18 protein-coding genes are annotated in these 24,015 nt (G+C 43.2%); 15 read left to right on the top strand and 3 right to left on the bottom strand.

Going from position 1 to position 24,015, the window contains the following annotated elements:
* Nucleotides 1-61: 61 nt before the first annotated feature.
* From mpl to QNM18_RS12650, 4 genes are read left to right on the top strand one after another with little or no spacing between them, the layout of a single operon-like run.
* Complete coding sequence (mpl, locus tag QNM18_RS12635; RefSeq protein WP_284137422.1) at nucleotides 62-1,411, top strand: UDP-N-acetylmuramate:L-alanyl-gamma-D-glutamyl-meso-diaminopimelate ligase; 1,350 nt, start codon at nucleotides 62-64, stop codon at nucleotides 1,409-1,411.
* Nucleotides 1,412-1,415: 4 nt separating this feature from the next.
* Nucleotides 1,416-2,033, top strand: coding sequence for a flavin prenyltransferase UbiX (locus QNM18_RS12640; RefSeq protein WP_239424793.1), 618 nt, complete (start codon nucleotides 1,416-1,418; stop codon nucleotides 2,031-2,033).
* Nucleotides 2,034-2,075: 42 nt separating this feature from the next.
* Complete coding sequence (locus tag QNM18_RS12645; RefSeq protein WP_023399781.1) at nucleotides 2,076-2,996, top strand: ABC transporter ATP-binding protein; 921 nt, start codon at nucleotides 2,076-2,078, stop codon at nucleotides 2,994-2,996.
* A 2-nt stretch (nucleotides 2,997-2,998) separates the two neighbouring features.
* Nucleotides 2,999-3,766, top strand: a complete 768-nt coding sequence (locus QNM18_RS12650) for an ABC transporter permease (protein ID WP_211011460.1) — start codon at nucleotides 2,999-3,001, stop codon at nucleotides 3,764-3,766.
* A gap of 327 nt (nucleotides 3,767-4,093) precedes the next feature.
* Here QNM18_RS12650 and QNM18_RS12655 read toward each other — a convergent pair whose 3' ends face one another.
* Nucleotides 4,094-4,450: a hypothetical protein gene (locus QNM18_RS12655; RefSeq protein WP_211011169.1), complete on the bottom strand. Its 357-nt coding sequence runs from the start codon at nucleotides 4,448-4,450 to the stop codon at nucleotides 4,094-4,096.
* Between the two features lie 305 nt (nucleotides 4,451-4,755).
* Between QNM18_RS12655 and trmB the strand changes: the two genes are divergently transcribed.
* Nucleotides 4,756-5,427: a tRNA (guanine(46)-N(7))-methyltransferase TrmB gene (gene trmB, locus QNM18_RS12660; RefSeq protein WP_211011168.1), complete on the top strand. Its 672-nt coding sequence runs from the start codon at nucleotides 4,756-4,758 to the stop codon at nucleotides 5,425-5,427.
* 20 nt (nucleotides 5,428-5,447) lie between these two features.
* Here the strand turns inward: trmB and QNM18_RS12665 are convergent, their stop codons facing one another.
* A complete protein-coding gene (locus QNM18_RS12665; RefSeq protein WP_211011167.1) occupies nucleotides 5,448-7,337 on the bottom strand; it encodes an EAL domain-containing protein in 1,890 nt (629 codons plus the stop codon).
* Between the two features lie 294 nt (nucleotides 7,338-7,631).
* Between QNM18_RS12665 and panP the strand changes: the two genes are divergently transcribed.
* Together panP and QNM18_RS12675 are read left to right on the top strand one after the other, a co-directional pair.
* The gene (panP, locus tag QNM18_RS12670; RefSeq protein WP_284137423.1) at nucleotides 7,632-9,260 is read left to right on the top strand and encodes a pyridoxal-dependent aspartate 1-decarboxylase PanP; all 1,629 of its coding nucleotides are present in this window, start codon (nucleotides 7,632-7,634) and stop codon (nucleotides 9,258-9,260) included.
* 340 nt (nucleotides 9,261-9,600) lie between these two features.
* Nucleotides 9,601-10,674, top strand: coding sequence for a sensor domain-containing diguanylate cyclase (locus tag QNM18_RS12675; protein ID WP_284137424.1), 1,074 nt, complete (start codon nucleotides 9,601-9,603; stop codon nucleotides 10,672-10,674).
* Between the two features lie 4 nt (nucleotides 10,675-10,678).
* Here the strand turns inward: QNM18_RS12675 and QNM18_RS12680 are convergent, their stop codons facing one another.
* Nucleotides 10,679-14,098 (bottom strand): hybrid sensor histidine kinase/response regulator, encoded by a 3,420-nt coding sequence (locus tag QNM18_RS12680; protein WP_284137425.1) that lies wholly within the window; start codon nucleotides 14,096-14,098, stop codon nucleotides 10,679-10,681.
* Between the two features lie 401 nt (nucleotides 14,099-14,499).
* On the opposite strand from QNM18_RS12680, the gene QNM18_RS12685 reads away from it, so the two are divergent.
* From QNM18_RS12685 to phoB, 8 genes are all read left to right on the top strand, one after another.
* The gene (locus QNM18_RS12685) at nucleotides 14,500-14,763 is read left to right on the top strand and encodes a DUF4212 domain-containing protein (RefSeq protein ID WP_211011149.1); all 264 of its coding nucleotides are present in this window, start codon (nucleotides 14,500-14,502) and stop codon (nucleotides 14,761-14,763) included.
* A gap of 11 nt (nucleotides 14,764-14,774) precedes the next feature.
* Nucleotides 14,775-16,499 carry a sodium:solute symporter family protein gene (locus QNM18_RS12690; protein WP_211011147.1) on the top strand — a complete coding sequence of 575 codons (1,725 nt, stop codon included), beginning with the start codon at nucleotides 14,775-14,777 and terminating at the stop codon, nucleotides 16,497-16,499.
* 60 nt (nucleotides 16,500-16,559) lie between these two features.
* The gene (locus QNM18_RS12695) at nucleotides 16,560-18,413 is read left to right on the top strand and encodes a DUF294 nucleotidyltransferase-like domain-containing protein (RefSeq protein ID WP_284137426.1); all 1,854 of its coding nucleotides are present in this window, start codon (nucleotides 16,560-16,562) and stop codon (nucleotides 18,411-18,413) included.
* Between the two features lie 4 nt (nucleotides 18,414-18,417).
* Nucleotides 18,418-19,038, top strand: a complete 621-nt coding sequence (locus QNM18_RS12700) for a 3'-5' exonuclease (protein WP_284137427.1) — start codon at nucleotides 18,418-18,420, stop codon at nucleotides 19,036-19,038.
* A gap of 158 nt (nucleotides 19,039-19,196) precedes the next feature.
* Nucleotides 19,197-20,210: an erythrose-4-phosphate dehydrogenase gene (gene epd, locus QNM18_RS12705; RefSeq protein ID WP_211011141.1), complete on the top strand. Its 1,014-nt coding sequence runs from the start codon at nucleotides 19,197-19,199 to the stop codon at nucleotides 20,208-20,210.
* A gap of 30 nt (nucleotides 20,211-20,240) precedes the next feature.
* Nucleotides 20,241-21,419, top strand: a complete 1,179-nt coding sequence (locus tag QNM18_RS12710; protein WP_211011139.1) for a phosphoglycerate kinase — start codon at nucleotides 20,241-20,243, stop codon at nucleotides 21,417-21,419.
* Nucleotides 21,420-21,567: 148 nt separating this feature from the next.
* The gene (gene fba / locus QNM18_RS12715) at nucleotides 21,568-22,632 is read left to right on the top strand and encodes a class II fructose-bisphosphate aldolase (protein WP_023399795.1); all 1,065 of its coding nucleotides are present in this window, start codon (nucleotides 21,568-21,570) and stop codon (nucleotides 22,630-22,632) included.
* Between the two features lie 636 nt (nucleotides 22,633-23,268).
* A complete protein-coding gene (gene phoB, locus QNM18_RS12720) occupies nucleotides 23,269-23,958 on the top strand; it encodes a phosphate regulon transcriptional regulator PhoB (RefSeq protein ID WP_023399796.1) in 690 nt (229 codons plus the stop codon).
* The last annotated feature ends 57 nt before the right edge of the window (nucleotides 23,959-24,015 follow it).

Genomic DNA, 24,015 nt, shown 5'->3' on the forward strand with positions numbered 1-24,015 from the left:
GTCAGCCTAGGCTCATTGGAGTATGTTACTCTTACTGCAATTTTCCTAACTAGCTGAACTTATGCATATTCATATTCTCGGGATCTGCGGCACCTTTATGGGGGGCATTGCAGCCATTGCACAATCTTTGGGCCATAAAGTAACAGGCTCAGATCAAAACGTTTACCCGCCAATGAGTACCCAACTAGCGTCTTTGGGGATTGAGTTAACCCAAGGCTATGATCCAGCTCAGCTAGAGCCCAAACCGGATGTGGTGGTGATTGGTAATGCTATGAGTCGTGGCAATCCGTGTGTTGAATATGTGCTAGAAAAAGGCCTACCATATACCTCGGGGCCTGAATGGTTAAAACATCATGTGTTGCAAGACGCGTGGGTATTGGCAGTTGCCGGCACCCATGGCAAAACCACCACGGCAAGTATGCTCGCATGGTTATTAGAATACGCAGGCCTTAAACCCGGATTTTTAATCGGTGGAATTGTACAAAATTTCGGTCTGTCAGCACGTGTCACGGATACGCCATTTTTTGTGATTGAGGCGGATGAATACGACACCGCTTTTTTTGATAAGCGCAGCAAGTTTGTACATTACCTCCCTCGTACTTTAATTTTAAATAACTTGGAGTTTGATCACGCCGATATTTTTGCGGACTTAAACGCCATTCAAACTCAGTTTCACCACCTAGTAAGGACTTTACCAGGGCAGGGGAAAGCCATCTATCCAGCACAAGATAATGCAATAAATGAAGTACTTGAACGCGGATTTTGGAGTCAAAAAGAATCGCTCGGCGGGGATTGGTCGTATCAATTAATCAGCTCAGATGGCAGTCGCTTTAAAGTACTGCTTGAGAGTGAGGTTGTTGGAGAGGTAAGCTGGTCTGCTATTGGTGAGCACAATGTGAAAAACGCCATGATGGCGATAGCGGCAGCGCGTCATGTCGGGATCCCGGTGGAAGTAAGTATCGAAGCATTGCAAACCTTTAAGTTGCCAAAACGACGTATGGAGCTCAAAGCTGAGATTGGCGGAGTGCGAGTTTATGATGACTTTGCACACCATCCGACCGCGATAAAAACGACACTAGCAGGTCTTCGTGCAAAAGTGGGTGACGATGAGATTATCGCCATTTTAGAGCCGCGTTCAAACACCATGAAGATGGGCGTACATCAAGATACATTGATGAATGCGTTACAAGCGGCAGATAGCGCGTTGGTATATGAACCTGATGGCCTAGCTTGGTCACTCAAAGAGGCGGCGCAAAAAGCTGGGCTACAGTGTTTTTCAAGTACTGACGAGATCATTGCTCAAGTCATTGCGCAGGCCAAACCAAATCAACATATTTTAATTATGAGCAACGGTGGTTTTAATGGTATCCATGATGCCATAACGACTGAGCTAGAAAAGGTAATGTCATAAACATATGTCACAATATAAAGATCCTATCACATTAGCATTTAGTGGTGCATCCGGTGCGCCCTACGGTTTAAGGCTATTAGAGGTTTTAGTTGCACTGGACTATCAAGTGTATGTACTTATTTCCAGCGCGGCGCGAGTGGTACTAGATACCGAATCTAATGTTAAGCTTTCTGGGAATGAGGCTAAGGCAACTGAGCAGCTCAGTGCTTTGTGTAATGCCAAAGATGGCCAAATTCAAGTGTTTGGTAAAGACAATTGGTTTAGCCCTGTGGCATCTGGTTCTGCGGCGCCGAAAAAAATGGTCGTGTGCCCGTGCAGTGCAGGGAGTGTTTCGGCCATTGCGTTAGGGGCCTCGGATAATCTACTTGAGCGCGCAGCTGATGTGGTAATTAAAGAGCGTGGTCAATTAATTTTAGTACCTCGCGAAACGCCGTTTAGTCCAATTCATTTAGAAAATATGCTCAAACTGAGCCAGCTGGGTGTCACTATCATGCCTGCAGCACCTGGTTTTTATCATCAGCCTCAGTCTATAGAAGACTTGGTGGACTTTATGGTTGCGCGGATTTTAGATCATCTGAACATAGAGCATAACCTCGCCAAACGCTGGGGTTACGGGGATTAAATTGATTCAAAACACATTATGGGGATTGGGGATCCGAAGTACATGACAACTGCATTAAGTATAAAAGGCTTAAGAAAAGTCTATAAAAACGGTGTTGAAGCCGTCAAAGGAATCGATTTGGAAGTCGAAGAAGGGGATTTCTTTGCGTTATTGGGCCCAAATGGTGCGGGTAAATCAACCACCATAGGTGTAATAGCTTCTTTGGTAAATAAAACTCAAGGTGACGTCAAAGTTTTCGGTCATTCTATTGATACCGCATTGGAAGATGCTAAATCTGAATTGGGATTGGTACCGCAAGAGTTCAACTTTAGTCAGTTTGAAACCCTCAACCAAATATTGGTGAATCAGGCGGGTTATTATGGTGTACCTCGTCAAGTGGCGCACCAGCGAGCGGAAAAGTACCTTAAGCAGCTCGGTTTGTTCGATAAAAAAGACAAACAAGCACGCACCTTGTCAGGTGGTATGAAGCGTCGTTTAATGATCGCACGTGCATTAATGCATGAACCTAAGTTGCTGATACTGGATGAGCCAACAGCCGGTGTCGATATTGAACTGAGACGTTCAATGTGGGACTTTTTACGTGAGATTAATAGTCAAGGCGTGACGATTATACTAACGACCCACTATTTGGAAGAGGCGGAGCTGCTGTGCCGTAATATTGCCATTATTGATAAGGGAGTCATTGTTGAGCACACTACGATAAAAGCGCTACTGGCAAAACTAGACAAAGAAACCTTTGTCTTGGATTTGCACGCGCCGATAAAGCCCGTAAACCTATCGGGTTATGCGTATTCCTTGGTAGACGATCATACGCTTGAAGTTGAAGTTGAAAAATCACAGGGATTAAATGGGGTTTTCGCTCAATTAAGTGAGCAGGGAAACACTGTATTAAGTATGCGCAATAAAGCTAACCGCTTAGAGGAGTTATTTGTGGGGTTATTAGAGCAGGGGCGTAATCAATGAGCATATTAAAGTACCGTGTTGCGCTAAAAAGTATTTGGATCAAAGAGTGCATTCGTTTTTTGCGTATCTGGGTTCAGACTTTGGTTCCGCCAGCGATCACCATGACGCTCTATTTTATTATTTTTGGTAGTCTGATAGGCTCACGCATTGGTGAAATGGGTGGTTTTGGCTATATGGAATTTATCGTCCCAGGCCTAATCATGATGTCGGTGATCACTAACTCATACTCTAATGTGGCGTCGAGTTTTTATTCCACCAAGTTTCAAAAAAGCATTGAAGAACTGCTAGTTGCACCCGTACCAAATTACGTCATTGTACTTGGTTATATGGGCGGCGGTATGGCGCGGGGCATTCTGGTGGGGTTGATTGTCAGTATAGTCAGCTTATTTTTTGTCGATATTCAAATTCACAATATAGCAGTGATTATTGCCACTGTGGTTTTAACCTCTGCGGTGTTTTCTTTGGGTGGACTTATTAATGCCGTTTACGCAAATAGCTTTGATGATATTAGTATTATCCCAACATTTGTATTGACGCCTCTCACATACTTGGGCGGAGTTTTCTACTCAATTCAACTGTTGCCTGAGTTTTGGCAGGGGGTATCGCAGATCAATCCAATCATCTACATGGTCAATGCGTTTAGATTCGGCTTTTTAGGGGTTTCGGATGTCAATATCTATGTTGCTTTTGGCGTGTTAATTGGCTTTATTTCAGTGTTATTTACGATTGCATTGACGCTTATTAAACGTGGTGTTGGGCTAAGACACTAATAGCGATATAAGAAAACAGTTGAAAGGCCTCATGTTCTTTTGGCTTGTTTCAATAGAAACCGGTATCAGCGATGGTATCGGTTTTTTATTAGGGCAATACAGAGCATGAATGCGTGCGCGCTTTTTGGCGTGTTAATGTGTTTCGAGTTGCATTAAGGGGGAGTGTTCTAATACGCTCAGTTTAATTGGCAATTGCGTCGTTTGATAAACGCGCTCAGCGCTTTATGTTTTTCTTTTTATGCAGTCATGTTCTGTCCAATATAATCATACACGGCGAATAGCTGCTCGCCGTGTATGCAAATTGAGTCTAGACAGCAAGCTTAGCTTTTAAAGCAAAGTAATATATTGAAGTAAGCAAGTTACGTCGCCGTCCATTTTTTTACTGTCGTCTATAGTCATTAATATTTTTGAGTTAGACGCTTTGGCCATTAGAGCAATGCTCAAGGCGCTATCGTCGCCCTTAGCAACGGCAACTGCGTATTTGTTACGGTATTTTACGCAGCTCGGGTTTTTATCTGGGTTTTCTAATGATATCCAAACAACCCCATTCCAATGACTACCAGCCGTTGACTGAGTTGAACCGTGAAATCGAATTTCACCAACATTTGCTGTTATGTCATATCGTGCAGCGTTTGCAGAGGTGGCAATTAATAATGTGAATAAAGCGATGATAAGTGTTTTCAATTTTATATCCTTAAACGTTGTTATAAATTATTGATATTAAAGCTGTAATTTTTCTCATTTCATTACGCTTGTGCTTATTGTACCCAAGTAAGGCATGAAAATAAGCATAGAATGAAGCGGGATTGGAGCATAATGAAGCGCTGTTGATATTTTTGGTGGGGGCGTTAGCTTATACGTATTGAAATGTTGATTGTCGCTGTATTGCTATACCTTAGGTACAAGCCTATTAAAATTGGCAATCCCCTATTTACTTTACTTTTCAAACTTCTAAAATTGCTCCATTTAAAGTTAACGATACGAGCAAAATGGCTGACGCAAACTCTCGGAGTATCACCTCAAACCAAACTGGCTTGCACGAAAAATTAGATGAAATCGTGCAAAAGCACCTGGAAGCTGAGTTCAAAAAACCCATTGCTGAGCATACTTTAAAGGCATTCAATGAAGTAAATGACAAGGTGCAGGCATTCTCGGGCCCGATTATTTTGGATTCATGTTGTGGGGTTGGAGAAAGTACAGCTAATCTGGCTAAACGCCATCCTAATGCCTTAGTGATTGGGGTTGATAAGTCTTCTCACCGTCTTGATAAGCACGATATTGAATACAAGCAAAGTGAGCATGGGCAATACATTTTAGTTCAAGCCGATCTAAACGATTTTTGGCGCTTAGCCGTTGAGGCAAAATGGCAACCAAGCCACCACTATTTGTTATATCCAAACCCATGGCCAAAGTCTAAACACATTCAAAGACGCTGGCACGGCGCAGCAGTATTCCCTTTTATAGTTAAGCTTGGTGGCGTGTTAGAGGTGCGAAGCAACTGGTCAATTTATGTTGAAGAGTTTGCTAGGGCTTTGCAATTAGCCGGAGTTGACGCAGCAGCTGAAGCGTATGAAAGTGCACAAGCTATCACGCCATTTGAGCGCAAGTACTGGGCCAGTGGGCAGTCCAGTACGCGCTTGGTTGTGAGTTTAACGCCTTAGTAATTCGAAGCAATGCCCTTTTATGATACATCCAGTATTGGCGGGGCCAAGTTATCTTTAATATGCGGCGCTGCGGCGCCGATATACTCCCCTTCAAACAAGGTAATATGCGTATTAGCTAGCTGCTGCAATTGCGCTTTGCTTTTTATGCCTGAAACAATCAATGCGATCTGACTGTTTTTACACTGCTCTCCAATATGTTGAACGAGTCCTTTTACTTGTGGGTTGTCAGCCAGCTGCTCAATAAGCGTTTCTTCGAGTTTTACCGCATTAATAGACATTTTTAACACTCGGCTGATAGTAAGTAAGCCACTATTACGTGAATTCACTAAAATATTAACCCCTTTACTGCGCAATATACTGATAATGGCAGTCATATCATTAAACTGGCTGATCAGGGCTTGTTCATCTAGCTCAAAGGTGATCAAGTTGGGTTGTGGGTAGCGGTTAATGGATTGTGTGATGCATTCCATCATTTGCGGGTCACGCAGATCTTGAGGCGTTAACGCCAAGCTCCACGCGATATTGGTTTTTCTAAACTGGGTCACGCATAGTTCAAGCATCTGTTTGGTTAGCTGAGAGTTCAAACGCGAGTGCTTAATAACCTCGCCAAAGGCTTGAGATTTTAAGATCACGCCTTGCTCGGTGAGCACTCGAGGCGCACAGTGGTATTGCACTATTTGATGATCGTCGATGCTGGCCCGAGGGGTAAAATATGGAATAATACGATGCTGATCAAAGGCACTTTGCACTGTTTTAGCAATGGCTAAGTTGGACTCTTGTAACAACTTTGTTTTTTGTGTCTGCTGACCGTAAATATAAGTCGTTTGATATAGCTGCTGGGCCTGCCGGCAAGCGATAAAAGCATTTTCAAGCAGTAGTCCTTTGTTCCCTCGAGCGATCCCCGCCTTGAGCTGAATATATAGCATAGGTTCATTGAGAATTGGCCGAGAGAAGGGAAATTCTGAAATTAGGTTGTTTAAATAGTGCTCTCCGTTTGGTGTATCACACAGCAATACCAACTTTGAGGTCGCTAACCGGTATACCTTGAATGGTGAGGTCAAATTTTGAAAATACCGCATGACATTTTGAATGACTTTGTCGCCTACGCCAGCGCCATAAAAGCTGATGATTTCTTCAAGTTCACAAATTGAAATGATGGCGAGACTAAGGTGTGGTCGCTTTGCCCTAGTTAAGTCTTGTTCAAGTGCCAAACGGTTAGCAAATCCTGTTCTGGCGTCAGTGGTTAGGGTGCGTCGATACACCAGCATATAGGTGCCCGCTACTAGCAGTGCGATGCAGAAAAAAAAGCTTGCAGACAACGCTGCTTGTGTCACATTTTCCTGCAATTGAGATTCTATATGTGCAATTGGGATATCAGCACCTGTTAGGTATATTTGGCCCTCAGGCGTAATGTGAGGCACAAATATGGTTTTAAAGTGGCCCCATTTATCTATTGATGTTTCAAACACCTCTGTGGTTGAACGAAAAGCTCCTTTATTAGTAGTCGTGGCTTCTTCGTAGATATCACGATATTGAGTAATATTTCCTTGAGTGACATCTTCAACCGTATAGCTTGACGCTGTAAAGCGGACATGGGGAGAGTCGTAAATCATGGTATAGACATACTGTACTCCGACAGCCTGTGCTAGCTTAGTAAGACGCTCACTCTGAGCTTTAAATTCTTGAGTTGATAATTTGTCTAGGCGGTCATGGTAATCAGCCCCGACAAATAGGTTTGCACTGTGCGCCGCGATACGCAGCTTTTCGTCAATATCACGCATAATGGTTGTTTTACTACTTTGATAGGTGTAATAAACGTAACCAACGAGCGAGACTACAAAAGTTAAAAAACCGACGAGTACCCAGGTTAAAGAAAGTGTACGGTGAGCAAAGTTCCATTTATTCATTGCAATTCCGGTTGCGAGGTGAGTTAGAAAATATTACAAATTTTATATCTTTGATGCTGAGTTTACAAAATTTTTAGTAAATTGAGTATGTTTTTTGTCCCCAAAAACTTTTATTTCCTCTGTTTATGAAGAAAATAGCAACCGAGTTTATTTTTTTGCTCTGCATTTGCAGACTTTCCTACAACTTTAAAGTAGAGTTAGTCATTTCGTAATAAATTAGTAAGGTGGATGTGTCTGTCAGCCGCGATGTTAGCGCTTGCACAATCTACTCTTTATTTGTGATTGGGAATAACAATGGGTCCAAAGCGTTGTGCAGTCGCTTCTGAAGAAAGCTTGATGCGAATCTTTACCGTACCGGAAGCCCCTGGCTCTACACTCAGTAAAATTGAACAAGAGATCTCTCATAATCTAGCGGGTTTTTTGAACGAAAATATTGCTGCGGTTGAAAAGCCTCTGCATGAGATAGAGAAAGACTTTCAGTCTGCGGCTATCCCAGAAGAACCGACTTTTGTGTCAGATTACGCTCAAGATATTATGGAGCAATTAGTTGCACACTCGGTTCATACAGCGTCACCTAGCTTTATTGGTCATATGACCTCTGCTTTGCCTCACTTTTTACTACCACTTTCTAAATTGATGGTGGGTCTTAACCAAAACTTGGTAAAAATTGAGACATCAAAAGCATTTACGCCATTAGAACGTCAAGTTTTAGGCATGATGCACCACCTGACTTACGGGCAAGGTGAAGAGTTTTATCAACAGTGGATGCACAGCGCTAAAAACGCGCTTGGGGCGTTTTGTTCTGGTGGAACAATAGCCAATATCACGGCTTTATGGATCGCACGTAACCGATTGTTGAAACCTGATGGTGATTTTAAAGGTATCTCCTCGCAAGGTATGTTTGCGGCAATGATGCATTATGGTTACAAAGGATTAGCAGTACTTGTGTCAGAACGCGGGCATTATTCATTGGGTAAAGCCGCCGATGTGTTGGGAATTGGCCGAGAAAACTTCATTGCTGTATGCACCAATTACGATAACAAAGTGGATATGGTTGCCATGCGAGAAAAAGCCCGAGAGCTTGAAGCGCAAGGGATCAAAGTTATGGCGATAGTTGGCGTTGCAGGCACGACTGAAACGGGCAGCATTGACCCGTTAAATGAGATGGCTGAGCTATGTAAAGAGCTTAATTGTCATTTTCATGTGGATGCTGCATGGGGTGGTGCGACATTGCTTTCAAATACATATCGCCACCTTTTATCTGGTATTGAAAAAGCAGATTCAGTGACTATTGATGCACACAAACAAATGTACGTGCCAATGGGCGCTGGCATCGTTTTATTTAAAGACCCGACGGCAACTGACGTAATCGAACATCACGCTGAATACATTTTGCGAAAAGGCTCCAAAGATTTAGGTAGTCATACTCTTGAAGGTAGCCGCCCGGGTATGGCGATGTTGGTACATGCGTGTCTTCAAGTGATAGGTCGTAAAGGTTACGAGATGCTGATTGATCACAGCATTGAAAAGGCACACTATTTTGCCAATCTAATTTCAGAGCAAGATGACTTTGAGTTGATATCACAGCCAGAACTGTGCTTGTTGACTTATCGCTACGTACCTAAAGAAGTAAAAGCGGTATTACAAGCTGCTGACGAACAAGAAAAGCTCGATATTTATGCTGCGTTAAACCGCCTAACGGCCAGTATGCAAAAACGCCAGCGTGAGACGGGCCGTTCATTTGTATCAAGAACACGTTTAACACCACCACAATATAGTAATCAGCCGACCGTTGTTTTCCGTGTTGTACTGGCTAACCCTCTGACGTCTTATCAAATGCTCGCTGATATATTAGAAGAACAAAGAGACATGGCGAAGGACGATCCCATCTTCAAGAAATATCTAAGTAAGTACACCGCATAATAAAAGGAGCTGACCAGCTCCTTTTATTTTGGCGCAAATTTGATACGCAGCGCTTATTCTGGGCTTCTATCGGTTTTTATTCCTATACAGGGTGCAGTTGAAATAATTTATCTCTCGACAAGTTCCTTTTATGGGATAAATTGAGTGCTTTTTTATCTTATAGGCGTATTATTAATGTAACAAGTAGCCGATGGTTTTGCCTTAACGCGTTATACCTAGTTGAGCTGTAGACCTAGAATAGTTGAGAAAATGAAGGCTACAAGCTAGAACAAGTGATCAGCACTTAAGGTCACACTGTGTATTAACTAGATGTATTTGGGTGAAAGCATTGGCTGTAAATGTGAAAGAGTACGATGGGAATGTGTCCAACAATCGGCACAATGAACTAACGCATGTCACACAGAGACTCAGAAGAGTTTTGTCAAAAGAGGTTGACGTATCTGTTGGCCATCAACAATTTTTGTCAGACATTATTTTAGAAGCAAAGGCGTTGCTTAACGTTAGCCGTGTATCGGTGTGGCTATTTGATGATGTGACTAACCCCGAGAAGTTAGTTAACTTTGCCAATACGGATTGGGAAGGCGTGATCACGGGACCTTTGCCTGAACTGACAGTATTAGATTACCCCAATTATTTTCGCGCGATTGTAAATGGCGAGACCATTTCTGCATGCGACGCAATAACAGATCCTAGAACAAAAGAGTTCACGGAAGGTTATTTAATTCCGCAGCAAATCTGTGCACTGCTAGACACAGCTATTTTTCAAAATGGCTTGGCAATTGGTGTGGTGTGTTGTGAAGGGCGATTTGAGCCAAGAGACTGGTTGCAATGGGAAGTCGTGGCTGCGGAATTGATCGCGGATTGTTGTAGCCGACGACTCTTAGTTCACGAGCTGTGGCAAATGCAGCAGCGCTTAACAGAAATGGCATTTCAGGATGTTCTTACCGGTCTAAAAAACCGTCGCTACTTAATGGACTATGCGAGAAGTGAGATGAGCCGACATCAGCGCTCAGATAGACCGCTAAGTCTTTTGATGATTGATTTAGACAGGTTTAAATTGATTAATGATGAGTATGGTCACGATGGTGGAGATGAAGTCCTCAAACAATTCGCCCGCTGTTGCAATGAACTAGTTCGCACTGAAGATTGCGTATGTAGATTGGGTGGTGAAGAGTTCATCATTTTATTGCCCGAAACTGAAGTAGCCAAGGCTATGAATGTGGCGCAACGTTTGCGAGAAGAGGCCGCTGGACTCACGGTGCAATATGAAGGCAAGGCGATCCGCTTTACAGTGAGCATAGGCGTTGCCGATGTTAATTTGCACATGCCATTTAGCCAATCATTAAAAGCGGCAGATCAAGCTGTTTATCAAGCCAAAGCTGCCGGGCGGGATCAAATTAAACTGGCGCTATAGCTGGTCATTGGGAATGATTTAGCAGAGCCTTGAGTTTTGCTGGTTTCAATGGCTTTGTTAGATAATGGATCTGATGTGCTTTTACCTGAGTTTTGAGAGCTTGATCTCGCACTGCGGTGATGAGCACGGCTGGAATATCATGTTGCCAGACCTCTCTAAGTGTTTTGATTAAAGTGACGCCATCGCAGTGCGAACCGAGCTGGTAGTCGATCAAAAGTATATCAGGTGCTCTATTATTTTTTGCGTAGTTCAAGGCTTCGTCAACTTGAGAAAACAGTGTGTGTTGCAGTTGCCATTTAACCAGTAAGCTGGACATGGCTGCTAAATTATTTGGATCATCATCTACGGCCATCACCGTTAGCTTTCGTTTATTGTCACTGTGCCTAACTGCATCAACTGTTTGTACTTGTTGTTGCTCACCAAGTGGCACTTCAATGAAGAAGCGACTGCCTTTAGTAAGCTTAGAGTGCATTGTAAGTGGAATACTCATCAAATCACATAAGCGTTTTACGACCCCTAGACCCAAACCGACACCGCGATTGTCACCCGCCTCAATACGGTAAAAATCATTAAAGATCTTTTCTTGTTCGTAAGGGGAAATACCCGGGCCGGTATCCCAAACTTCAATACGCAAGCTATGGCCGCGTTTTCTACAAGCGATCAATACCGCACCTAAGTCAGTATATTTAACTGCGTTAGAGACTAAGTTTTGAATGACACGGCGCAAGTAGGTGATATCGCCGTGTACAACGTGGTTGATATTACGCACTTTGAGTGTCAGCCCTTTATCTTGGCAGATCAGGGCATATTCGTTTGCAAGTGGGTTAAGGATGTCACTCAAATTAAAATGTTTAGGTGTCGGTTGCATGGCACCTTGTTCAAGTTTGGCGATATCAAGGAGCGACGACATTAAATGTACAGTCGAGTCCAAGCTGTCCCCAAGCTTGCTCAAATTGCTTTGTTCTGTTTCGGGAAGTTGTTGCTCGTTGATGGCTCCAAGGTATAGTCGTGCGGCATTGAGGGGTTGCAAGATATCGTGACTTGCGAGGGCTAAAAAGCGCGTTTTACTATCATTAGCGCGTTCCGCTTCTTTTTTGGCAGCAACTAAGTCTTGCTCTATTTTTTCTCGAGTGGCTATTTGTGCTTTCAAGTCTTGGTTGATAGCGCGTATCTCCAGCATTCTAGCCTCGATGCGATTTTCCAAGTCCATGTTAATTTCTTCAAGCGCATTTTGTGTTGCCATATGCATGGTAATGTCTGAAAAGCTGGTTACAAACCCACCTCCAGGCAAGGGGTTACCTGTCATTTCGAAAACCTGCCCATTTTCCCGATGGCGAATATAATGATGAGGGGTCCCATTTCTCAAGTGTTGAACGCGCTTTTCAACCAGCTTTTCAAGTGCACCTGGGCCACATTCACCTCGCTGGGCGTTATAGCGTATGATTTCTTCAATATCTTGACCAACTTGGAGGTAGCCCTGTGGGTATTCAAACATTTCATTGTAGCGCTTGTTCCATGCAACCAATTTGAGGTCCCGGTCGACAACGGAAATACCATGGCTGAGATTCTCCAAAGAGGTAAACAATAAATTTTGATTAAACTGCAAAGCTTGTGTGGTTTCGTCGAAAAAGGTGACGACTTCTTCGAATGCCATTTGTTTTCCGGAAGAAACAGCATGGATCAGTGCCTGAGCTGAGGATGCACCGAGAACCCCGGTTAAAGCGCGTTCACAAAAATTAATAAAATCAGGGGTTGGCGAGGCATTGTTTTCATCTATGTCCTCATTGAGCGCGTAGTGCCCAAGCAGTTGTTGACTTCTTTGAATGCCCAAAAATGTCTGTAGTAGCACTTTGAAATCATAGACTGTTGCTTTGACTTCTTTGTTTAGCTTTTTGGCTAGCGCCGCTTGCTCTTTGGGCCTGACAAATGCGGTTGCTTGGAGCTTATCAATCAGTCGCTCATGGGCTCCTAAAGAAAAGCTAATGTAGCAGCTGATGTTTGCCAGTAAAGCGAGCAAAGTACCTCTTGTGACAATAGTTTGTTGGGTTTGATAGTCGAGTAATTCGGGTGACGATACGATGGGCAATAACATAAACAACGCCCAACAGATAAGTCCGGCAAGTAAGCCTGCATAGACGCCATAAGCATGGCCCTTGCGCCAGTATAAACCGCCGACAATGGCTGGGAGTAATTGAGTAACAAGAGAGAATGCGACCAGCCCCATACTCGCCAGCGCTGCACCATGGCCAATCCATTGCTGATACAGATAAGCGAGCAATAAGATAGCGCCAATAATAAAGCGTCTTACCAATAAGATCTGGGACTTGTAGTTATTAGTTAATAGACTCTTTTTAAACCGTCTTTTTAGGAGTAAAGGTAAGACAATGTCATTAGATAACATGGTACTGAGTGTCAAAGTCGCAACAATTATCATGGCGGTGGCTGCGGAGAGTCCACCGATAAAAACAAAAGTCGACATTACAGGATAATCAAAGCTCAGTGGCAGGCCTAAGACAAAGCTATCAGCTGCAATATTTTGGCCTATTTGTGGATGGATCGCTGCACTGGCAATGGGAATGATCATCAGGGCGATCAGCATCAAATATAGAGGGAAAGCCCACCTAGCTGTATTGAGGTGGTTGCTATTTTGGTTGTCGACCACAGTGACGTGAAACTGTCTGGGTAGGCATATAATTGCAGCGCCAGCCATGAGCGTTTGACCGATAAAATTGAAATCCGCAAAATTAAACTCTTGCCAATGATGCCAAATTGATTGGGTCTGGGCTTGCATAAACAATGCTTGCAATGAAATGTACGCCACCGCAACTAGGGCCAAGAGTTTAATCAAAGATTCGAATGCGATGGCTAACATCAACCCAGAGCGATATTCCGTGACATCTACCTTTCTAGCACCGAAAAATATGGCGAATAGTGCCATCATTAAGGTGCCGATGAGTGCTAAAGTGGCTCCAGAAACATCGTCATTTTGACGCAGTAATTCAAAGCTATTTGCAAGTGCTTTCAGCTGCAAAGCAATATAGGGAATAGTCGCAAGCAGTGCGATAAGCGTAACCATAATTGCAGTCATTTGCCGCTTGCCATAGCGTGCGCTTATAAAGTCTGAGATTGTTGTAATATTTTGTTTTTTACTTACCAATATCATTTTACGTAAAAAGCCATGGCCGAATATAAATAGCAACATGGGTCCAAGTAAAATTGGAAAGAAGTGCCAACTACTGGCTGCGGCTGTGCCAACTGAACCATAATAAGTCCATGAGGTGCAGTAGATCCCTAAAGCTAGCGCATAAACAAAGGGGTGATGGCTAATCTTTTGTGCCAACGGCGTATGTTTATCTCCCCAATTGGCGAGCCAAAATAGTAGGCCAATATAACTTAGAGCGACCAGAATAAGCGCAGCTGTCATCGTAAGTCCTAGTTGATGTTATTGATAATATTATTAAATTCGATGAACGGTTTGAGGGGTAATCTTATCTGGCTTAGCAGGAATAAGCCAGAGCGCCCTTGCTGGAAATATAATACGCCGCATCGGTCTTAAAGCGCATACTTTATTGTGCTAATTAGACTAATGTCTTATGCCGTATGAATTGTTAATTATTCTAAATGCTCAGAAATATAATTTTATCTAACTGGCTGATTTTAAAGACTATTAATTTTCCTCAAGTTTCTTTTATTTGCAGTTTACGTAAACGTCAAAACGAGTTTACGACTAAGGTCTCAATTCAATCGTGACAAGCCGTTGCTAAAGTCAAAGGGTCAATTCATACCAACGCATTCATACTGCATGCGTTAAACGGGGAGTTAATCATGGCCTTTAAAAGTGAAGAACAAGCAAAAGCATATTGGTCAGAAAATCTAGCCTTGATGTTTAAGCTATTAGCTATTTGGTTTGTGGTGTCATTTGGGTGTGGCATCTTGTTTGTAGACGTATTAAATGAAGTACGTTTTTTTGGGTTTAAGTTGGGTTTTTGGTTTTCACAACAAGGCGCAATTTATACATTTGTTGCTTTGATTTTTGTCTACGTATCGAAAATGGATGCGCTTGATAAAAAATACGGCGTAGATGAGTAAGGAGCAGCATAATGGATGTTCAAACGTTTACATTTTTAATTGTTGGGCTGAGTTTTGCCCTCTATATCGGTATCGCTATTTGGGCTCGAGCGGGATCAACCAATGAATTCTACGTCGCCGGCGGTGGCGTACCACCGCTAGCCAATGGTATGGCGACGGCTGCCGATTGGATGAGTGCAGCATCGTTCATTTCAATGGCAGGTATCATTTCCTTCGCTGGGTATGATGGTGGTGTATACCTGATGGGGTGGACTGGAGGCTACGTGCTACTTGCATTATGTCTGGCACCTTATTTACGCAAATTCGGCAAATTCACGGTACCTGACTTTATTGGCGATAGATATTATTCGCAGGTCGCGCGTGTGGTCGCTATTTTATGTGCCATCTTTATCTGCTTTACCTACATTGCTGGGCAAATGCGTGGCGTTGGAGTTGTATTCTCGCGCTTTTTAGAAGTCGATATTGAAACGGGTGTTTATATTGGCATGGTGATTGTTTTCTTCTATGCCGTTTTAGGTGGTATGAAAGGGATCACCTATACACAGGTTGCGCAATATTGTGTGTTAGTTTTTGCCTATCTAGTGCCCGCAATTTTTATTTCTATGATGATGACAGGGCATTTACTACCACAAACTGGGTTTGGTGCGACATTAGCTGACGGCTCAAATACCTACCTACTCGACAAACTCGACGGGCTCAGTACTGAACTCGGCTTTGCGCAGTATACCGAAGGCTCGAAGAGCATGATTGATGTGTTTGCAATCACTGCAGCCCTGATGGTCGGTACGGCTGGTTTACCACACGTAATCGTACGCTTTTTTACTGTACCTAAAGTAAAAGATACACGTATTTCAGCAGCGTGGACCTTAGTGTTTATAGCGATAGTCTATACCACAGCACCAGCGGTTGCATCGTTTGCTCGAGTAAACATGATCGACACCATTAATGGTAAAGATGGCAGTGGTACAGCGTACGCTGAAGCGCCGCAGTGGGTTAAAAATTGGGAAAGAACAGGGCTTATCACATTCAATGATAAAAATGGCGATGGCAAGATGTTCTATTCAGCTGGTAAAATCGATGATCCAGCCAGTGCCAATGAAGTAAAAATTGACCGCGATATTATGGTACTTGCCAACCCTGAAATTGCCGATTTGCCAGCTTGGGTTATTGCACTCGTTGCCGCGGGTGGCATTGCTGCGGCACTGTCAACGACGGCGGGATTATTATTGGTCATTTCGACGTCAGTGTCTCACGATTTGCTCAAACGCACACTTAAACCGGATATCAGCGATAAACAAGAGCTAATGGCCGCACGTCTTGCTGCGATGGTGGCAATTGGGATCTCGGCTTACTTTGGAATAAATCCACCTGGATTTGTTGCCTCGGTGGTCGCGTTTGCCTTTGGCTTAGCTGCGGCGAGCTTCTTCCCTGCAATTATCATGGGGATCTTCTCAAAACGCATGAATAAGGAAGGTGCGATTGCTGGTATGATTTCAGGTATAGGCTTCACAGCGGCGTATATTATTTACTTTAAGTTTGTCAGTCCAGAGCTGAACGCTCCAGCAAATTGGCTATTTGGTATTTCTCCAGAGGGGATAGGTATCATTGGTATGCTGGTTAATTTTGGTGTAGCAGCTGTTGTTATGAAGCTTACAGCAGAGACACCAGATGAAGTAAAACGTATGGTCGATGGGATCCGTAACCCTAAAGGTTCTAGTGCGGCACACGCACACTAAAGTAATGAGGACAAACTAGCCCAGCATTTCGCTGGGCTAGTGTCTTTTGAAGGAGCAAAAATGACACATTCTCAGAGTGTTTCGCCTGTTGTAGATGTTTTGGACTTTGTGACAAAGCAATTGCCCTTCAGTGAGCTGCCCCCTGCATGCGCACATTTTTATGTAAATCACGCCAAGGTGGTTTATATCACGTCATTGAATCAATCAGAGTTGCTGGTACCCACTGATAAATATTTATACCTAATTCGCTCAGGTGTGTTTGATTTGGTCAATACCGCAGGTGAGGTGGTAACTCGGCTTGGGGAGGGGGATTATTTTGGTTATCCCTCACTGTTAACAGGTGAAGAGATAAAAAACCACCTTGAGGTGCAAACCAGTGGGTTGGTGTTTTTGTTGCCACAACAAGACTTTGATTTTTTGCGGAGAGAATATCTGAAGTTTGAACAACATTTTGTTCGAGCACACAAAAAGCGCTTGTTATCGAGCCACTATCAAGAACGAGGACGCGCTTGGCCTGAGCACAAAATATCTGCTTTGATGGGCAAATCGGCTGTGACCATTGAGCCCAGCGCGCGCATAGTAGATGCTGCTAAATTAATGCAAAATGCGGGTGTATCCTCAGTAATTGTCACTGAAAAAGGCGAGCTGTCAGGGATTATAACCGATCGCGATTTACGCAATCGAGTATTGGCAGCAGAACTAGCTCCGAGCGCCCGTGTTGCGCAAATCATGACTCCAAACCCCAAGTTTATCTTTGAGAACAATCGCGCATTCTCAGCGCTACATTTGATGCTCAAGCATAATATTCATCACCTCCCTGTACTCAATGAAGAACGAGTGCCGTTGGGGATGGTGACCAGTACAGATCTGCTGCGACAACAAAAGCATGATCCCGTGCAATTGATTGGGCAAATTTACAAGGCCCACAGTCATCAGGAAGTGATCCGTTTAGCGATGGAAATCCCTGCATTGTTACGCGGCTTTTCAAATACGGTTGAAGACATTTATTTTATTGGGACTTTGCTCAGTGGTTTAACTGATGCGTTGACGAGCCGCTTGACTGAGTTATTCATTCAACAAGCGGGTGAACCGCCATGCAGTTTTTGCTGGATCTGCTTTGGTTCACAAGCGCGAGAAGAGCAGACATTACATTCAGATCAGGATAATGGATTAGTTTTTTCCAATGCCATTTTAGACCATCAACGCGACTATTTTGCTCGTTTGGGTGCATACGTATCGGGGCACCTGATCAGCTGTGGTATCAAAGCCTGCCCTGGTGGCATTATGGCGAGCAATGCACAGTGTCGAGGAACGGTTGACGAATGGTTATTACGCTACGAACAGTGGGTGCATACACCGACTCCGCAGGCCATGTTAAATAGTAAAATATTTTTTGATAGACGTTTTATATATGGTGATCAAGCGTTGTACCAAAGCCTCAATGCGGGACTGAGTACACTGCGACAGCAAGAACTGTTTTTTGCGGCCATGGCGACGGATATCAGTACTAATAGTGTGCCTATCGGTTTGTTTATGCAGTTTAAGTTGGAGCGGGATAAACACAAACACCGATATTTGGATTTAAAAATCCGGGGTGTAGCAATCGTGAACGATCTAGTGCGTCTGTATGCCCTCAAGTGTGGTATCAACAAAGCGAATACTCAAATGCGCTTAGCCGCCCTAAAAGAATGTGGCGTGCTCAGCAAAGAGGACATCTACAATTTACAAGACTGCTGGCGATTTCTCACTCAGCTACGTTTTAAAGTTCAAATAGAGGCCCCTGAGCTGCCTCCAAATTGCATTAACCCAGAACTCTTAAGCTCACTTGAACGCCATCAATTAAAAGAAGCATTTCATTTGATCAAGCAAGCTCAGCAGGCGTGTGTATTTAAATTTGCGCGAGGGAGTTTATAGCGCAATGAAGTGGCGACTACCCCGATTTTTTCAACGCACTGAAAGTGCGCTGTGGCTGAATAGCGAACTTTTAGTTGTGGACTTAGAGCTCACCGGGCTTGACCCCAACTCACATGAAATTGTATCGATTGCTTGGGTGTTGATTAAGAATGGTCGAATTGAACTTGAGCAAGCGCAGCATAAATTAAATTGTGATGTAAAACAGCTTGCTCAAAGCCCTGTGTATCATGGTATAGGCGAGCATCAGTTGGTACAAAGCGGTGAACATCTCGAACGAATTATCAAATCATTTGGTGAGGAATTGGCATCCAAATCACTGGTGTGTCACAACGCTTCACTTGATTGGGGATTTTTACAGAAATATATGAATAAATTTGACGTGGCTGTAACGCCTGCACATATCATTGATACACTTAAAATCGAAAAAAACAAGTTGTTGCGCAGTCAAACATATCTGGCTCAAGATCAACTTACTTTAGCTGCATGCAGAAGTCGCTACGGTTTGCCGACTTATCAAAACCACAATGCGCTCAGTGACGCGCTTGCTACAGCGGAATTGTTATTGGCACACGTCAGTCATCTAGATCGGCAGGAGTCAATAAAACTGCGCAATTTGGTATATTGAGTAAGTAACCCACATCTGTTTTTTGGCAATTTACCTCATATAAAGAAAAATTTTTGCTTATCACTTACACATTTGTTCAAGGTCGATTACAATAGCGCCATCTTTACAAAGGAGTCTTAGTCACTTCTTTTTGCATTTAAAAATGGGTCTTCTAGTTAATGACAATCAAACTGGCAATCAATGGTTTTGGTCGCATAGGTCGCAATATTGTCCGAGCCCTCTTTGAGTCTGGGCGCCACAACGAATTTCAAATCGTCGCTATCAATGAGTTGGCAGATCCAGAAGGGATCGCACATTTAATGAAATATGACACATCACATGGTCGTTTTTCTTATCCCGTTACTCTTAATAAGCCCTATCTAGAAGTTGCCGAACAACAAATTCAAATTTTTAATGAGCAAGATCCGAGTCATTTACCTTGGCATGCACTAGATATTGATGTTGTGTTGGAGTGCACTGGTGTGCATCATTCGAGGCAACATGCAGAAGCACATTTGACCGCAGGGGCAAAAAAAGTACTATTTTCGCATCCAGCAGATGCCGATGTAGATGAAACGATTGTCTACGGCATTAACGAAGATAATTTACGTGCTGAGCATACAATTGTGTCAAATGGCTCATGTACAACAAACTGTATTGTTCCTGTCATTAAAGTATTAGATGATGCTTTTGGTATTGAGTCTGGTGCAATTACCACTATTCATGCGTCAATGCATGACCAGCAAGTGATTGACGCATATCATAAAGATTTGCGACGAACGCGTGCAGCCAGCCAGTCTATTATACCTGTAGATACCAAGCTAGCGCGTGGTATCGAGCGAATATTACCTAAATTTCATGGTCGCTTTGAAGCAATCGCTGTCAGAGTACCTACAATTAATGTGACTGCAATGGACTTAAGTGTGTCGTTGCAAAGCGATGTCACATTAGAACAAGTTAATCAAGTATTGGAACAAGCTGCTTCAGGCAGACTACATGGAATTCTAGATTATACCGAAGAGCCATTAGTTTCGGTTGATTTTAATCATGATCCACACTCCAGTATTATTGATGGCACCCAGACCCGAGTGAGCCATAAACGCTTGGTTAAGGTGTTAGTTTGGTGTGATAACGAGTGGGGTTTCGCAAACCGCATGCTCGACACCGCAATGGCAATGATCAAAGCCTCTTAATTTTAGTATCGTTCTTTTAAGGAGATGTCCATGTCAGTCATCAAGATGGCGGATTTAGATTTAAACGGCAAACGCGTGCTTATTCGTGAAGATTTGAACGTGCCAGTGAAAGACGGAAAAGTAACGTCTGACGCACGTATCAGAGCATCGTTGCCAACCATTAAATTGGCACTGGAAAAAGGCGCCAAAGTAATGGTTATGTCTCATCTAGGTCGCCCAACGGAAGGGGAATACGATGCTCAGTATTCACTTCAGCCAGTTGTTGATCATCTAAATGAAGCACTTGAACAAAACGTCAGATTAGTAACAGATTACCTAGATGGTGTTGAAGTTGCTGATAACGAAGTGGTTGTTTTTGAAAATGTACGCTTTAATAAAGGTGAAAAGAAAAACGACGAAGCACTTTCTAAGCAGTTAGCTGCACTGTGTGATATTTATGTAATGGACGCTTTTGGTACAGCTCACCGTGCGCAAGCGTCAACCCATGGTGTTGGCTTATTTGCTGATGTAGCATGTGCTGGACCACTACTGGCTGCAGAACTTGATGCACTTGGCAAAGCGCTTGATAATCCTGCTCGTCCACTGGTGGCAATTGTGGGTGGTTCTAAAGTGTCAACTAAACTAACAGTATTAGATTCACTGTCAACGGTTGTCGATCAACTTGTTACTGGTGGTGGTATTGCAAATACATTTATCGCGGCATCAGGTAGCCCTGTGGGCAAATCTTTGTACGAAGAAGAGTTAATTCCTGAAGCGCAAAAGCTAAGTGCGGCAGCTGAAGCGAACAATGGCGCAATTCCAGTGCCAACCGATGTAGTTGTTGGTAAAGAGTTCTCAGAAACGGCAGTTGCAGTGATCAAAGATGCGTCTGAAGTTGAAAGTGATGACATGATTTTTGATATTGGTCCAAATACGGCAATTGAGCTAGCGAAAATTATTGAGCAGGCTGGCACTGTGGTTTGGAATGGCCCAGTTGGTGTATTTGAGTTTGATCAATTTGGCAATGGTACAGAAGCCATTGCTCATGCGATTGCTAAGTCAAAAGCATTTTCAATTGCTGGTGGCGGTGACACGTTAGCTGCGATTGATAAATATGGTGTTGGCGATGAAATATCGTACATCTCAACAGGTGGTGGTGCGTTCTTAGAGTTTTTAGAAGGCAAAAAATTACCAGCGGTTGATATGCTAGAGCAAAGAGCAAAAGCATAAAAATTTATGGAGGCCTTTGGCCTCCAACTATTAATTTAAACACTCTCTCACTCTTTGTTTAGATTAATAGAGGTTGTTAGCCAACCAAACTAAATCTACCCCGTTCAAATAGATAGCCAAGAGCTATCAAAAATTGGAGAAAAGCAATATGGCTTTAATCAGTATGCGTCAACTTCTCGATCATGCGGCTGAGAATGGATACGGCGTTCCTGCCTTTAACGTGAATAACCAAGAGCAAATGCGCGCAATTATGGAAGCGGCTGATAAAACAAACAGCCCAGTAATTGTACAAGGTTCTGCGGGTGCAAGAGCCTATGCTGGTGCACCATTTATTCGCCATATGATTTTAGCTGCTGTTGAAGAGTGGCCACATATCCCTGTTGTTATGCACCAAGATCACGGTACATCTCCAGCGGTTTGTCAACGCTCTATTCAATTAGGTTTCTCATCAGTAATGATGGATGGTTCATTACTGGATGATGGTAAAACACCGTCAACGTATGAGTACAATGTTGATGTTACACGCCGCACAGTTGAAATGGCCCATGCATGTGGTGTATCTGTTGAAGGTGAGCTAGGTGTTTTAGGCTCGCTAGAAACTGGCGAGGCGGGTGAAGAAGATGGCATTGGTGCCGTTGGTAAATTGACGCAAGATCAACTTCTTACCGATCCTGAGGAAGCGGCTGATTTCGTCAAGAAAACGGGTGTTGATGCATTAGCTATTGCTTGTGGTACGTCACACGGTGCATACAAATTTACTCGTCCACCAACGGGCGATATCCTTGCAATCAACCGTATCAAAGAGATCCACGCTCGCATTCCTGATACACACTTGGTAATGCACGGCTCTTCATCTGTACCTCAAGAGTGGCTTGCTGTGATCAATGAGTTTGGCGGTGAAATCCCAGAAACTTACGGAGTACCAGTAGAGCAGATCGTTGAAGGGATCAAGCATGGTGTTCGCAAAGTAAATATCGACACAGATCTACGTTTGGCTGCAACTGGTGCTATCCGTCGTCATTTAGCACATAACCCAGCTAACTTTGATCCTCGTAAATACCTAGCGGAAGCGACTAAAGCAATGACTGAGATCTGTATTGCACGTTACGAAGCATTTGGTACAGCTGGCCAAGCATCTAAGATCAAGCCAATTTCACTGGATGACATGCATGTGAAATACCTATCTGGTGAGCTTGCTCCAAAAGTAAAATAAGATACTAATTTTAAATAACTAAGCCCCAATAGGGGCTTTTTTTATGGGTGTTTGTTAGATGCCCGTGGCCTTATTGAGCGTACTGTAGTGTAGTGCTATCTGTGATAATTGATAGATCGTTCACAGGGATCAGTTTTCTACCAAGTTACAGGGTGTCGGATCACAAGTTTACTAACGTCAGTGTTCAGAGATCAGATTTTTACTAGCAAGTGTGTGTTTAGATCGTAGTTTAGTAGGCGGTGTGATCAGAATATGAGGTGTGTGGATGAAAAGATCAATGACTTACATGTCTTTTATCGGGGAACATGCGATCATAGTAGGTATAATTGTGATCCCAAAACGATCTACTAAGTAAGATAGTGATCTCGCATACCGTTACTTAGAAAAATAATGATCCGGGCTGGATTACATGATCTTAATAATTTTTTAATTGAAATCGAGATTGTAAAGAAACCCCTTTATTCGATGCTAAATCACGCTAATTGCAGATAAATTAGGAACAAATTAGTTCTAACTCATTGAAACTGTGTTCTAGAGAAATGAATTAAGGTGATATTATCAGGTAACCTTTCATAAAACTGTCATACTTAGTCATAATAATGAAACCGACTTCGGTAACGTAAGAGATAAATGGGAATGTCACGTAGAGTACTAGTAGTTGATGACGAAGCGCCAATAAGAGAAATGTTGGTGTTTGTGTTAGAACAGAATGGCTTTCAAGCAATTGAAGCTGAAGACTATGATTCAGCGATTGCAGCCATGGTAGAGCCATACCCAGATATGGTGCTCCTGGATTGGATGTTACCTGGTGGTAGCGGTATCCAAATTGCGAAAAAGTTTAAGCAAAGTGAGTATACTCGTCAGATCCCTATCATCATGCTAACAGCGCGTGGTGAAGAGGAAGACAAGGTTAAAGGATTAGAAGTAGGTGCAGATGACTACGTGACTAAGCCTTTTTCACCAAAAGAGCTCATGGCAAGAATAAAAGCAGTGATGCGTCGAGTGTCGCCAACTTCTTTAGAAGAGGCGATAGAAGTTCACGGCTTAAGACTTGATCCTATTTCGCATCGTGTTACATCTGCGGGGAATGAGCTAGAAATGGGTCCAACCGAGTTTAGGTTGCTGCATTTCTTTATGACTCACCCAGAGCGTGTATATAGCCGTGAACAACTGCTTGACCACGTATGGGGCACAAACGTGTATGTTGAAGATCGTACGGTAGACGTACATATTCGACGTCTTAGAAAAGCGATTGCACCTCTTGGACATGACAGGCTAGTGCAAACTGTGCGTGGCGCAGGCTATCGTTTTTCTAGTAAAGTATAAAGCATTAATAAATGCGCTGTGGTAGCGTTATCCTAGCGCTTAATCTTTAGGATCATT

This window comes from Pseudoalteromonas obscura, assembly GCF_030135505.1.
GTDB classification, from domain to species: Bacteria; Pseudomonadota; Gammaproteobacteria; order Enterobacterales; family Alteromonadaceae; genus Pseudoalteromonas; species Pseudoalteromonas obscura.

Excerpts from the sequence above, each read along its gene's own strand:
- QNM18_RS12690 (WP_211011147.1), top strand. The coding sequence starts at position 14,775 with ATGGATGTTCAAACGTTTACATTTTTAATTGTTGGGCTGAGTTTTGCC.
- mpl (WP_284137422.1), top strand. The coding sequence starts at position 62 with ATGCATATTCATATTCTCGGGATCTGCGGCACCTTTATGGGGGGCATT.
- QNM18_RS12665 (WP_211011167.1), bottom strand. The coding sequence starts at position 7,337 with ATGAATAAATGGAACTTTGCTCACCGTACACTTTCTTTAACCTGGGTA.
- QNM18_RS12710 (WP_211011139.1), top strand. The coding sequence starts at position 20,241 with ATGTCAGTCATCAAGATGGCGGATTTAGATTTAAACGGCAAACGCGTG.
- trmB (WP_211011168.1), top strand. The coding sequence starts at position 4,756 with ATGGCTGACGCAAACTCTCGGAGTATCACCTCAAACCAAACTGGCTTG.
- QNM18_RS12640 (WP_239424793.1), top strand. The coding sequence starts at position 1,416 with ATGTCACAATATAAAGATCCTATCACATTAGCATTTAGTGGTGCATCC.
- phoB (WP_023399796.1), top strand. The coding sequence starts at position 23,269 with ATGTCACGTAGAGTACTAGTAGTTGATGACGAAGCGCCAATAAGAGAA.
- panP (WP_284137423.1), top strand. The coding sequence starts at position 7,632 with ATGGGTCCAAAGCGTTGTGCAGTCGCTTCTGAAGAAAGCTTGATGCGA.
- fba (WP_023399795.1), top strand. The coding sequence starts at position 21,568 with ATGGCTTTAATCAGTATGCGTCAACTTCTCGATCATGCGGCTGAGAAT.
- QNM18_RS12685 (WP_211011149.1), top strand. The coding sequence starts at position 14,500 with ATGGCCTTTAAAAGTGAAGAACAAGCAAAAGCATATTGGTCAGAAAAT.
- QNM18_RS12695 (WP_284137426.1), top strand. The coding sequence starts at position 16,560 with ATGACACATTCTCAGAGTGTTTCGCCTGTTGTAGATGTTTTGGACTTT.
- QNM18_RS12645 (WP_023399781.1), top strand. The coding sequence starts at position 2,076 with ATGACAACTGCATTAAGTATAAAAGGCTTAAGAAAAGTCTATAAAAAC.
- QNM18_RS12680 (WP_284137425.1), bottom strand. The coding sequence starts at position 14,098 with ATGACAGCTGCGCTTATTCTGGTCGCTCTAAGTTATATTGGCCTACTA.
- epd (WP_211011141.1), top strand. The coding sequence starts at position 19,197 with ATGACAATCAAACTGGCAATCAATGGTTTTGGTCGCATAGGTCGCAAT.
- QNM18_RS12700 (WP_284137427.1), top strand. The coding sequence starts at position 18,418 with ATGAAGTGGCGACTACCCCGATTTTTTCAACGCACTGAAAGTGCGCTG.